The sequence below is a fragment of the Rhodobacter maritimus genome (assembly GCF_058747975.1).
Window position 1 is genome coordinate 474,066 of sequence record NZ_CM179095.1, and the last position, 11,761, is coordinate 485,826.

Annotated in this window: 14 protein-coding genes; 11 read left to right on the top strand and 3 right to left on the bottom strand. The window is 66.3% G+C overall.

All coding sequences use genetic code 11. The features are described from left to right. Positions 1-106 precede the first annotated feature (106 nt). From AC4PTO_RS02400 to AC4PTO_RS02410, 3 genes are read left to right on the top strand one after another with little or no spacing between them, the layout of a single operon-like run. Entirely contained in the window at positions 107-778 is a 672-nt protein-coding gene (locus AC4PTO_RS02400) for a cell division ATP-binding protein FtsE (protein ID WP_492731500.1), read from the top strand. 17 nt (positions 779-795) lie between these two features. Beyond that, a complete protein-coding gene (locus AC4PTO_RS02405; protein WP_492733507.1) occupies positions 796-1,674 on the top strand; it encodes a cell division protein FtsX in 879 nt (292 codons plus the stop codon). Continuing rightward, a complete protein-coding gene (locus AC4PTO_RS02410) occupies positions 1,671-2,414 on the top strand; it encodes a lysophospholipid acyltransferase family protein (RefSeq protein ID WP_492731501.1) in 744 nt (247 codons plus the stop codon). The genes AC4PTO_RS02405 and AC4PTO_RS02410 overlap by 4 nt, the downstream gene beginning before the upstream one ends. A 13-nt stretch (positions 2,415-2,427) precedes the next feature. Here AC4PTO_RS02410 and AC4PTO_RS02415 read toward each other — a convergent pair whose 3' ends face one another. Then, positions 2,428-3,390, bottom strand: coding sequence for an acetyl-CoA carboxylase carboxyltransferase subunit alpha (locus tag AC4PTO_RS02415; protein WP_492731503.1), 963 nt, complete (start codon positions 3,388-3,390; stop codon positions 2,428-2,430). Between the two features lie 182 nt (positions 3,391-3,572). On the opposite strand from AC4PTO_RS02415, the gene AC4PTO_RS02420 reads away from it, so the two are divergent. Next, the gene (locus AC4PTO_RS02420; RefSeq protein WP_492731505.1) at positions 3,573-4,055 is read left to right on the top strand and encodes an AraC family transcriptional regulator; all 483 of its coding nucleotides are present in this window, start codon (positions 3,573-3,575) and stop codon (positions 4,053-4,055) included. A gap of 96 nt (positions 4,056-4,151) precedes the next feature. Here the strand turns inward: AC4PTO_RS02420 and AC4PTO_RS02425 are convergent, their stop codons facing one another. Next, complete coding sequence (locus AC4PTO_RS02425; protein ID WP_492731506.1) at positions 4,152-5,108, bottom strand: L-malyl-CoA/beta-methylmalyl-CoA lyase; 957 nt, start codon at positions 5,106-5,108, stop codon at positions 4,152-4,154. Between the two features lie 264 nt (positions 5,109-5,372). Between AC4PTO_RS02425 and dgcN the strand changes: the two genes are divergently transcribed. The 3 genes from dgcN to AC4PTO_RS02440 all read left to right on the top strand — a co-directional run bounded on the left by dgcN (position 5,373) and on the right by AC4PTO_RS02440 (position 8,348). Continuing rightward, complete coding sequence (dgcN, locus tag AC4PTO_RS02430; protein ID WP_492733509.1) at positions 5,373-6,374, top strand: N-acetyltransferase DgcN; 1,002 nt, start codon at positions 5,373-5,375, stop codon at positions 6,372-6,374. A 70-nt stretch (positions 6,375-6,444) separates the two neighbouring features. After that, positions 6,445-7,407 (top strand): N-acetyl-D-Glu racemase DgcA, encoded by a 963-nt coding sequence (dgcA, locus tag AC4PTO_RS02435; protein WP_492731508.1) that lies wholly within the window; start codon positions 6,445-6,447, stop codon positions 7,405-7,407. 77 nt (positions 7,408-7,484) lie between these two features. Beyond that, positions 7,485-8,348 (top strand): D-amino-acid transaminase, encoded by an 864-nt coding sequence (locus tag AC4PTO_RS02440; protein ID WP_492731510.1) that lies wholly within the window; start codon positions 7,485-7,487, stop codon positions 8,346-8,348. Positions 8,349-8,367: 19 nt separating this feature from the next. On the opposite strand, the gene AC4PTO_RS02445 is transcribed toward AC4PTO_RS02440, so the two are convergent. Then, complete coding sequence (locus AC4PTO_RS02445) at positions 8,368-9,108, bottom strand: N-formylglutamate amidohydrolase (protein ID WP_492731512.1); 741 nt, start codon at positions 9,106-9,108, stop codon at positions 8,368-8,370. Positions 9,109-9,242: 134 nt separating this feature from the next. On the opposite strand from AC4PTO_RS02445, the gene pyk reads away from it, so the two are divergent. The 4 genes from pyk to rplT all read left to right on the top strand — a co-directional run bounded on the left by pyk (position 9,243) and on the right by rplT (position 11,761). Next, positions 9,243-10,688, top strand: coding sequence for a pyruvate kinase (pyk, locus tag AC4PTO_RS02450; RefSeq protein WP_492731513.1), 1,446 nt, complete (start codon positions 9,243-9,245; stop codon positions 10,686-10,688). Between the two features lie 130 nt (positions 10,689-10,818). Next, the gene (locus AC4PTO_RS02455) at positions 10,819-11,043 is read left to right on the top strand and encodes a hypothetical protein (protein ID WP_492731515.1); all 225 of its coding nucleotides are present in this window, start codon (positions 10,819-10,821) and stop codon (positions 11,041-11,043) included. 135 nt (positions 11,044-11,178) lie between these two features. After that, entirely contained in the window at positions 11,179-11,379 is a 201-nt protein-coding gene (gene rpmI / locus AC4PTO_RS02460; RefSeq protein WP_492731517.1) for a 50S ribosomal protein L35, read from the top strand. Between the two features lie 16 nt (positions 11,380-11,395). Then, complete coding sequence (gene rplT / locus AC4PTO_RS02465; protein ID WP_492731519.1) at positions 11,396-11,761, top strand: 50S ribosomal protein L20; 366 nt, start codon at positions 11,396-11,398, stop codon at positions 11,759-11,761.

An 11,761-nucleotide genomic window follows, 5' to 3' on the forward strand; every position in this document is an offset into this window, starting at 1 on the left:
ATCCTTCTACACTTGTTGTAGCAAGCGCCGGACCGTTCTCCAAGCATTTGCGTGCCTTGGGCCTCCATTGTGCCCGGAACGGCATGTCAGGAACAGGAACTGCGCCTTGATCGAGCTTCAGAATGTAGCGATGAGCTATGGCGGTGACGATCTTCTTGCGGACATGTCGCTGAAGATCGCGCCGGGATCGTTTCATTTCCTGACCGGGCCTTCGGGGGCCGGGAAAACCACGTTCCTGAAGCTGTGCTATGCCGAGCTGATGCCCTCATCGGGGCGGCTGACGCTGTTTGGCCAGAACGTCACCGCGATGGGGCGCGACGATATCGCGCGGCTTCGGGGCAGGGTCGGCGTAGTGCATCAGGATTGCCAGTTCCTCGATCACCTCTCGGTTGCCGAAAATGTGGCCCTGCCGCTGACGGTCTCGGGCCGGCCGATCGACGCGGGCGAGTTGGTCGAGCTGCTGGCATGGGTCGGGCTGAAGGCGCAGGCAGATGCCTTGCCGCCGCAGCTGTCGGGGGGCGAACGGCAGCGCGCGGCGCTTGCGCGTGCGGTGATCCAGTCGCCCGACATCCTTCTGGCGGATGAGCCGACGGGCAACCTCGATTGGGAAATGTCGCTGCGGCTGCTGAAGCTGCTGGTCGAGTTCAACCGGATGGGAAAGACGGTGATGATCGCCACGCATGACCTGAACCTGATCCGCACAGCCAAGCAACAGGTGCAGACGCGGGTGCTGCGCATTGCCAACCGCAGGCTGCAACTGGCGGGGGCGGATCTGTGAAACGGTTGTTCGTCACGATGATCGCGGGCGATCCGCGCAGCCCCGACCGGGTGGTGCCGCCGACGGGGTTCACCGCGCGGCTGACCGTCCTGACCGCTGCCGCGATGGCCTTTCTGGCGGTGTTTGCGCTGGCCCTGTCGCTTGCGACGGGGCGGCTGGCCGATCGCTGGTCCGATGCGCTGGCGCGCTCGGCCACGATCCGCATCTCGGCGCCGCCCGACCAGATGGCCGCGCAGACCCGTTCCGTTCTGGAGGTTCTGGAAACCACGCCCGGCGTTGCAAGCTTTCGCGCGCTGGAGCAGGACGAGATGCGCGCGCTTCTGGACCCGTGGTTCGGCCCCGACCTGCCGGTCGAAAGCCTGCCCCTGCCGCAGCTGATCGAGATGACCGAGACGGGCGACGGCATCGATGCCGAGGGCCTGCGCCTGCGCCTCTCGGCCGAGGCCCCCGGCGCGGTGCTGGACGACCATACCCGCTGGCGCCGCCCGCTGGTGGCCGCGGCCGAACGGCTGCGCACGCTCGGGCTGATTTCCTTGGTGCTGATCTGCGTGGCCACGGCGGGCATGATCACGCTTGCCGCGCAGGCCGCGCTTGCCGCCAATGGCCAGGTGATCCGGGTTCTGCGGCTTGTGGGCGCGCGCGATACCTTCATTGCCAGGGCCTTCGTGCGCCGCTTCACGTTGCGCGGCTTTGCGGGGGCGGGGGCGGGAACCGTGCTTGGGCTTCTGGCCGTGGCCGCGCTGCCGGATGCGGACCCCGCAGGCGGGTTCCTGACCGGCCTCGGATTTCAGGGCTGGCACTGGCTTTGGCCGCTGGTCATTCCGCCGCTGGCCGCTATCGTTGCCTTCGTGGCGACCCGCGCGGCGGCGCTGCGCATGCTGCGGGGGATCAGATGAGCTACGCGATCCAATATGTCCGTTCGGTCGTTTTCATCGTGCAGATGTATATGGCGCTGGCGGTGATTGCCGTGGGGCTGTTGCCGGTTGCGGTTCTGGGCGGACGCCGGGCAGCACTTTGGGTCTGCCGGCTTTACTGCCACTGGGTCGTGTTCACGGCACGCTGGCTGATCGGGTTGCGCAGCGAGGTGCGCGGGACGCCCCCAACCGATGACGTGCTGATCGGCGCCAAGCATCAAAGCTTTCTCGACATCATCCTGATCTTCCGTGCCGTCCCGCGGGGCCGCTTCATCATGAAGAAGGAACTGGTCTGGACGCCGTTCGTCGGCTGGTATGCCTATCTGATCGGCTGCATTCCCGTCGATCGCGGCAAGAAAAGCCGGGCGATCAAGACAATGCTGAGCGCGGCCGCTTCGGAGCGGATGCGCGGCGGCCAGCTTATCATCTTTTCGCAGGGCACGCGCGTCGCGCCCGGCGTGAAGGCGCCCTACAAGATCGGTTCCGGGGCGCTTTACCGCGAACTGGGGCAGGATTGCGTGCCGGTTGCCACCAATGTGGGCGTGTTCTGGCCGCGCCGCTCGATGTTTCGCAAGCCGGGCCTTGCGGTGGTGGAGTTTCTGCCCCGTATCCCCGCCGGACTTGAGGTTCCGGCATTCATGGCGCGGCTGGAGGCCGATGTCGAAACTGCGTCGGACCGACTGATGGCCGAGGCGGGCTTCGGGGTGGGTGCCAGGCAGTAACCGGCCGCGCGGATCAGGCCGCCAGCCCCTTGTTCCCCAGATCGAGATAGCGGCGGCGGCGTTCCTTGACCAGATCCGAGGATTTGCGCCCCGACATCTCGGCCAGCATCAGCGCGATTTCCGAACCGACCGCGGCAATCGCCGCATCGCGGCCGCGTTGGGCCCCGCCTGTCGGTTCCTTGATGATGCGGTCGATCACGCCCAGCTTCCTGAGGTCCTGCGCGGTCAGGCGCAGCGCCTCGGCGGCCTCGCGCATCTTTTCCGCGTCCTTCCACAGGATCGAGGCGCAGCCTTCAGGCGAGATCACCGAATAGACGGAATGTTCCAGCATCGCCACGCGGTCCGCGGTGGCAAAGGCCACCGCCCCACCCGAGCCGCCCTCGCCCACGATGACCGAGATCAGTGGCACGCCGATGGTCAGGCATTTCTGGGTCGAGCGCGCGATCGCCTCGGATTGGCCGCGCTCTTCCGCGCCCTTGCCGGGATAGGCGCCGGGGGTGTCGATCAGCGTCACGACCGGCAGGCCGAAACGGTCCGCCATGTCCATCAGGCGGATCGCCTTGCGATAGCCTTCGGGGCGCGCCATGCCGAAATTGTGCCGGATGCGGCTGTTGGTGTCATGGCCCTTCTCATGGCCGATCACCACCACCGGCTCATCGTTCAGCCGCGCGATGCCGCCCATAACCGCATGGTCGTCGGCAAAGTTGCGATCCCCCGCCAGCGGCGTGAATTCTGTGAAAAGCGCGTCGATGTAATCCTTGCAATGGGGCCGGTCCGGGTGGCGGGCCACCTGGCATTTGCGCCAGGGAGAGAGGTCCTTGTAAAGGTCGCACAGCAGGTCGGCGGCCTTCTTGTCGAGCGCGGCGGCCTCTTTCTCGACATCCATCTCTTCGTTCTTGCGGGCCAGGGCACGCAGTTCTTCTGCCTTGCCTTCGATTTCGGCCAGCGGCTTTTCGAACTCGAGATAGGTCGTCATCGGATCCCTCCGTTACGGAACAGCGCCTATATGAAGCCGGAGGGGCGGAAATGCAACCAGAGGCGCATGTGCGGGCCGATGCCTGCCAGGGGCGTGGACGGCGGCGCGCAAGACGGCGGATCGTGCTATATTGGGCTTGTGATCGGGGGTTTGCCCCGCAACGCATGCAAAAGGGGGCTGCCATGGCCGAAGCTGTCCAGATCAGGAACCTGCACGCCGTGCGGATGGCCGCGCTGCCGCATCGGGGCGCTTACCACAAGGTCGGGGCCGCGTTTCAGGAACTGTCCGGGCTGATCGAGGCGCGTGCGCTTTGGCCCGAGGTCGAGGGATGCGCGATGGTCAGTTATGACAATCCCCGTGTCACCCCCGAGGCGGATCTGCGATCGCATGCCGCCTTCCTGGTCAGCGAGGCGTTCCCGATCGCCGCCCCGATCGAGGAGTTGCGCTATCCTGCCGGGCGCTATGCCGTTTTGCTGCATCGCGGCCCCTATGACGGCCTGCCCGAAGCCTATCGGGTGCTGGGCGAGGAATGGTATCCCTCCTCGGGCGAAAGCCATATCCGCCGCCCGCCCTACGAGCTTTACCTCAATGATCCGAACGAGGTTGCGGCGGCGGATCTGCTGACCGAGATCCGCCTGCCGCTGGCCGCGCCGGATGCGGAATAGGAAACGCCCCGGCTTTCACCGGGGCGTCGCTGTTCCCTCATGCTGGCAATGCCTCCCCGCATCGCCGCTCCGGGAATCGAATCGATCACGGATTCGTCACAGATTAATCATTTCGGACTGCCTGACAATCACCTCGGCCTGCTTGATCGAGGCAATGTCGACCAGACGGCCCTTGTAGACGGTTGCCCCTTCGCCGCGGGCCTTGGCATCCTCCATCGCGGCAAGGATCTCGCGCGCTTCGGTGACGGCGGCTTCCGAGGGGGTGAAGACCTCGTTCGACAGCGCGACCTGCCTGGGGTGGATCGCCCATTTGCCCACCATGCCAAGCGTGGCCGAGCGCAGCGCCTGGGCGCGGAACCCCTCGTCATCCGAGAAATCGCCGAACGGGCCGTCCACCGGCAGGATGCCGTGGGTGCGGCAGGCCGCCACGATGGCGGTCTGCGCCCAGTGCCACGGGTCCGACCAGTATTTCGCGCCCTCGCGCAGCATGTAGTAGTTTTCCTGCGTGCCGCCGATGCCGGTGGTCGCCATGCCCATCGAGGCCGCGAAATCGGCCGCGCCCAGGCTCATGGCCTGAAGGCGGGGGCTGGAGGCCGCGATTTCCTCGACATGGGCGATGCCGGCGGCGGATTCGATGATGACCTCAAGCGAGATGCGCTTCTTGCGGCCCTTGGCGGCCTCGATCGCGGTCACGAGCGCGTCCACGGCATAGACATCGGCCGCGCAGCCGACCTTTGGGATCATGATCTGGTCGATCCGCTCGGACCCCTGTTCGAGCAGGTCCACGACATCGCGATACCAATAGGGCGTGTCGAGGCCGTTGATGCGGACCGACAGGTATTTCCGGCCCCAGTCGATCTCGTGGCTGGCCTGGATGATGTTGGCGCGGGCCTGCGCCTTGTCGTCGGGCGCGACCGAATCCTCGAGGTCGAGGTTGATCACGTCGGCCGCCGATCCGGCCATCTTCTCGAAGATCGCGGGGCGCGAGCCGGGGCCGAAAAGCTGGCAGCGGTTGGGACGGGCCGGGGCGGCGGGTTGGACGCGGAAGCTCATTGGCGGGGCCTTTCGCAACGATGTTTCGGTAGGATCGCCCGTGGGGATAGATTATTGCGCGGTTGCTTTCAAGCGCCCTTTCGCAGGTGCAGAATCGCGGAACGGAGTCCGACAGATCTTCCGGCTTGTGCAAAATACTTCGTCAAATCCGATGAAAAACCGGACGATCGTGCGCGGGGGCTTGTTTCGTGGGGTGAAAAGCCCATGAACTTCCGCAGTTGCGCGCTATCCTGACCCTGTCAGCCAACGGAGCGCGCCATGTCGATGATCGAGACCCCCTACCTTCTGTTCCTGGGCGATGCGCCCGACCGGCTTGCCGCGAAGGTGGCGCAGGGGATCAGGGACTGGCGCCCGGAATTCGCGCGTGCGCAGTTCCGCATGGAGGGGTGTCAGGCCGATATGGGCTTGCCCGACATGAGCCTTGCAGAGGCGAAGGCCGCGGGGTGCCGGACATTGGTCATCGGGGTGGCGAACCGGGGTGGCGTGATCTCTCAGGCGTGGAAGAAGGTTCTGGTGCAGGCGCTGGAAGAGGGGTTCGATCTGGCCTCGGGCCTGCACAACCTGCTGCGTGACGAACCCGATCTGGCGGCCGTTGCGAAAGCCGTGGGGCGCAGCCTGCACGATGTGCGTGTGCCCGCAGTGGATTACCCGATCGCCAACGGGATCAAGCGCAGCGGCAAACGCTGTCTGGCGGTAGGCACGGATTGCTCGGTCGGAAAGATGTATACTGCGCTTTGCATGGAACGCGAGATGCGCGCGCGCGGTATGAAGGCCAGCTTTCGTGCGACCGGGCAGACCGGGATCCTGATTACCGGGGACGGGGTGCCGCTCGATGCGGTCGTGGCGGATTTCATGGCGGGCTCGATCGAATATCTGACGCCGAACAACGATGCCGATCACTGGGACCTGATCGAGGGGCAGGGCAGCCTGTTCCATGTCTCCTATTCGGGGGTGACGATGGCGCTGATCCATGGCGGCCAGCCCGATGCGCTGATCCTGTCGCATGAACCGACACGCAGCCATATGCGGGGTCTGCCCGGCTATACCCTGCCCGCGCTTGAAACATTGCGCGATACCGCCCTCGGCCTTGCGCGGGTGGCCAACCCGGCCTGCGCGGTGGTGGGGATTTCCGTCAATACCCAGCATATGGACGCGGCGGCCGCGCGCGAATACCTGGGCGGGCTGGAGCGGCGCATGGGCCTTCCCGCGACCGATCCGTTCCGGTTCGGGGCGGGGGTGCTGGTGGACGCGCTGGCCGCGATCTGACAGGCTTGGGCCCGTGGCCGGGGCGGAAGCCTCCGGCGGGGATATTTTTATCGAGGTGAAAGGCGGGCGGATGATTTCGGTTTCGCAGGATGTGTTCCGGTTGGCGGAGGTATTCACGATCTCGCGCGGGTCGCGCAGCGAGGCGCGGGTGCTGACGGTGCGGGTGTCGCGCGATGGCGTCGAGGGCCGGGGCGAATGCGTGCCCTATGCGCGCTATGGCGAAACGCTGGACAGCGTGGCCGCGCAGATCGGGGCGCTGCCCGACGAGATCACCCGCGGCGCCTTGCAGGAGGCGCTGCCGGCCGGGGCCGCGCGCAATGCCGTGGATTGTGCCTTGTGGGATCTGGAGGCCAAGCGCGCGGGCCGGCGTATCTGGGAGATGGCGGGGCTGGCAGTGCCGGGGCCGGTGGTGACGGCCTTCACCCTGTCGCTTGATACGCCGGAGCGGATGCGTGCCGCCGCCGCGCGGCATGCGCATCGGCCGATCCTCAAGATCAAGCTGGGCACGCCCGATGACATGGCCCGGCTGGAAGCGGTGCGTGCCGGGGCCCCCGCGGCGCGGATCATCGTGGATGCGAACGAGGGCTGGACCGCCGGGATCTATGAGGATCTTGCCCCGCATCTGGTGCGCCTTGGCGTGGCCATGGTGGAGCAGCCGCTTCCGGCGGGCGCCGACGAGATGCTGGCCGAGATCGCACGCCCCCTGCCGGTTTGCGCCGACGAAAGCTGTCATGACCGTGCGAGCCTTGCCGCGCTTGCGGGCAAGTATGACATGGTGAACGTGAAGCTCGACAAGGCCGGCGGCCTGACCGAGGCGCTTGCGCTGCGCGATCTGGCCCGGACCGAAGGGTATGGCGTGATGGTGGGCTGCATGGTCGGATCTTCGCTGGCGATGGCGCCCGCGGTCCTGGTGGCGCAGGGGGCCGAGATCGTCGATCTGGACGGGCCGCTTCTTCTGGCCGAGGACCGGGACCACCCGTTGCATTACGATGCCGAGGGTGTTCATCCGCCCGAAGCCGCGCTTTGGGGCTGAGCGGCATCGGGGCTTGACGCCTTCGGCCCCGCGCCGCAAAAGCGGTGGCAAGATTTTCAGCGCGCAAGGAGCCGCAGATGAACCGGATTGTCTATGTGAATGGCGCCTTCCTGCCCGAGGCCGAGGCGCGCGTGTCGGTTTTCGACCGCGGCTTTCTCATGGCGGATGGCGTCTATGAGGTGACCTCGGTTCTGGGCGGCAAGCTGATCGACTTTGCCGGCCATACGAAGCGGCTTGCCCGCTCGTTGTCCGAGCTTGAGATCGAGAACCCGATGTCCGAGGACGAATGGCTGGCCGTTCACCGCGAGATCGTGGCGCGCAACGGGGTCGAGGACGGGCTGGTCTATTTGCAGGTCACGCGCGGCAATCCGGGTGACCGCGACTTTGCCTTTCCCGATCCGGCTGTCACCAAGCCGACGGTGGTTCTGTTCACGCAGTCCAAGCCCGGCCTGGCCGACAGCCCGCAGGCGAAGACCGGAATGCGGATCGTCAGCATCGAGGATATCCGCTGGGGCCGGCGCGACATCAAGACGGTGCAGCTGCTTTATCCCTCGATGGGCAAGATGATGGCCAAGAAGGCCGGGGTGGACGATGCCTGGATGGTCGAGGACGGGGCGGTCACCGAGGGCACCTCGAACAACGCCTATATCGTGACGGGCGGCAAGATCGTCACGCGCCAGCTGGGCAATGACATCCTGCACGGCATCACCCGTGCCGCGGTGCTGCGCTTCGCCGCCGAGGCGCAGATGGCGGTCGAGGAACGCCCCTTCACCATCGAAGAGGCGCAGGCCGCCGACGAGGCCTTCATCACTTCGGCTTCGGCTTTCGTAATGCCGGTGGTCGAGATCGACGGCAAGGCCGTGGGCGGGGGCAAGCCCGGCCCGGTCAGCCTGCGCCTGCGCGAGATCTATCTGGAGGAAAGCCGCAAGGCGGGCGTCTGAGCCTGCCTGCGCGCCGGGCCTAAAGCCCGCTTCGTGCAAGCACCTGTTGCAGGATCGGCGCCAGCCGGTCCGCCCAGGCGATCTGGCCGTCGGGCTGCGCGATCAGGTCGTTGCGCACCTCTACCAGCACATTGGGGCGGCCGGGGCCAAGCGCGTGGCGGTCGATCGAGTCGCCGTCGAGATGGCCCGAATAGGGTTCGTTGTCGCCGACCTGAAGCCCGGTGGCCATGAGCGCCGCGATCAGCGGCAGGGCCAGCCGTTCGTCGCGGTGCGAATAAAGCACGCCGACCTGCCAGGGCCGGGGCGCCCGTCCGCGCAGGCAGGGGGTAAAGCTGTGGATCGCGCAGATCACCGTATCGGGGCGGCGGCCGGCCAGATCGGCATAGGCGGCGTGATAGGGGCGGTAAAGCCGGGCCAGGCGCTGCTCGACCTCGGGGGGGCCGGCGGTGCGGTTGGCCGGGATGATGGTGCCGTCGTAAAGCCGCATCACAAGGGTCGGATCGTCCTCGCCGCGGTTCGGGTCGATCACGAGGCGCGAAAAGCGCGACAGGATCGCGGGGCTGTCCAGGCGTTCGGCCAGGCGGCGCGAAAGCCCCGCGGCGCCCACGTCATAGGCGATATGGCGGGCCATGTCCTCGGGCGCGATGCCCAGATCGCCGGCATTCACCCAGTCGGGCACGCGGTTTGTGGCGTGATCGCATGTCACCAGCCAGCGGGAGGGCCGCGTGGCGCCGACGGTTTCAAAGGCTGGCTCGATCATCGGGGCGTCGTCCGCTTGTTGCACGGGCTGTTTACGACAGGCGCCGGGCTTGTGCCAGTTGCCCTGCGCGACAATTTGCGCCATAGCTGCGGGCGGCCCACGAAAAACGAAACCTGAAAGAGAACGAGGCAGGTATGAGACGCCTTCGCAACGTAAAGATCGTGGCCACGCTGGGCCCTGCTTCCAGCGATTACGAGACCATCCGCGCATTGTTCGAGGCCGGTGCCGACGTGTTCCGCCTGAACATGAGCCACGGCACGCATGACGAACAGCGCGCCCGCTTCGACATCATCCGCCGGATCGAGGCCGATACCGGCCGGCCGATCGCGGTGCTGGCCGACCTTCAGGGGCCGAAACTGCGCGTGGGCGTGTTCGCCTCGGGCGCGGTCGAGCTTGAGGAGGGCGCACCCTTCCGGTTCGATCTGGATCCGGCCGAGGGCGACGGGCACCGTGTCTGCCTGCCCCATCCCGAGATTTTCGCCGCGCTCGAACCGGGGGCGCAGCTTCTGGTCAATGACGGCAAGATCCGCATGAAGGTGCGCGCATGCGGCAAGGATTTCGCCGAATGCACCGTAACCGCGGGCGGCACCATCTCGAACCGCAAGGGGGTGAACGTGCCCGACGTGGTTCTGCCGCTGGCGGCGCTGTCGGACAAGGACCGCACGGATCTGGAATTCGCCTGCGAGCTGGGCGTGGACTGGCTGGCGCTGTCCTTCGTGCAGCGCCCCGAGGACGTGATCGAGGCGCGGACCCTTGCGCGCGGGCGGGCCTCGATCCTGTCCAAGATCGAAAAACCCGCCGCGGTCAAATCCTTCTCCGAGATCCTCAAGGTCTCGGACGGGATCATGGTGGCGCGCGGCGATTTGGGGGTGGAACTGCCGGTCCATGCCGTGCCGCCGATCCAGAAGCAGCTTGTGCGCGCCGCGCGGGCCGCGGCCAAGCCCGTCATCGTGGCAACCCAGATGCTGGAATCCATGATCGAGAGCCCGATGCCCACGCGGGCCGAGGTGTCGGACGTGGCGACCGCGATCTATGAGGGCGCCGATGCGGTGATGCTGTCGGCCGAAAGTGCCGCCGGCCGCTATCCGATCGAGGCGGTCCGCACGATGGATGCCACCGCCCAGTCGGTCGAAAGCGATCCCACCTACCGCGAGATCATCGAGGCAAGCCGCACCGCGCAGCGCCAGACCGTGGCCGACGGCATCGTTGCCGCCGCGCGCGAGATCGCCGAGACGACCGATATTTCGGCGATCTGCTGCTATACCCAGTCGGGCCGCACCGTCGGGCTTGTCGCGCGCGAACGCCCGCGCGTGCCGATCATCGCGCTGTCGCCGGTTCCCTCCACGCTGCGCAGGCTGTGCCTGACCTGGGGCGTGCATACCGTGCGCTGCGACGAGGTGGAGCGGTTCAAGATGGCGGTCGTCAACGCGGCACGGGCGGCGCGCGATTTCGGCTTCGCGGACGAGACCCACCAGATCGTCGTGACCGCGGGCGTGCCGTTCAACGTGCAGGGCACCACCAACATCCTGCGCGTGGCGCCCTGTGACGAACGGTTGATCTTCCGCACCGACCCGGAGTAGCTCCCCTTCGGAGACCTTCGGAGACCTTCGGAGACCTTCGGAGACCTTCGGAGACCTTCGGAGACCTTCGGAGACCTTCGGAGACCTTCGGAGACCTTCGGAGACCTTCGGAGACCTTCGGATCGGAGGGATGGAGAGTGACGTTTTACTTGTTGCCGGCCTGATCGTGGCGGCGCTTGCGCTGCCCTCGGCACTGGCCGCCTTTTCCGAAAGCCGCCCGCCCCGCGTGGCGGCGGTGGCGGTTCTGGCCCGGAGGCGGGTGATCCTTGCGGCCTTCATGACGAACCCCGCGGGCTATACCGCTGGGCAGATCCCCGGCGTCTTAAGCCGCGTGATCGGTGGCCTTTTGCACTAGGCGGGCGTTCCGGTCCCCTTTCTCTCTTGCCAAGGCACGCGCGCCCGGCTATCAGGCGCGCTCTAGCAAGCCTGCGCGGCCGGCCGAAGAGGCATGCCGAGTCGCGCGAATACCCACTCGAAAGAGGAGATGGAAATGCCCAAGATGAAGACGAAATCCGCTGCCAAGAAGCGGTTCACCTTCACCGCCAACGGCAAGGTGAAGGCCGGCAACGCCGGCAAGCGCCACGGCATGATCAAACGCACGCCGAAGTTCATCCGCGACACCGCGGGCACGATGATCCTGTCCGATGCGGACACGAAGATCGTCAAGAAATACATGCCCTATAACCGCTGATCGGAAGGAGTGAACAATGGCTCGCGTTAAATCCGGCAAAGTCACCCATGCCGCTCACAAGAAGGTTCTGAAGAAGGCGAAAGGCTACTATGCCGCCCGTTCGCGCAACTTCCGCACCGCCACCCAGGCCGTCGACAAGGCCAACCAGTATGCCACCCGCGACCGCAAGGCCCGCAAGCGCAATTTCCGCGCGCTGTGGATCCAGCGGATCAACGCGGCCGTGCGCGCCTTCGACGCCGACATGACCTATTCGCGCTTCATCAATGGTCTTGGCCTTGCCGGGATCGAGGTGGACCGCAAGGTGCTGGCCGATCTGGCCATCCACGAACCCGAAGCTTTTGGCGCCATCGTTGAAAAGGCGAAGGCTGCCGCGGCTGCGTAA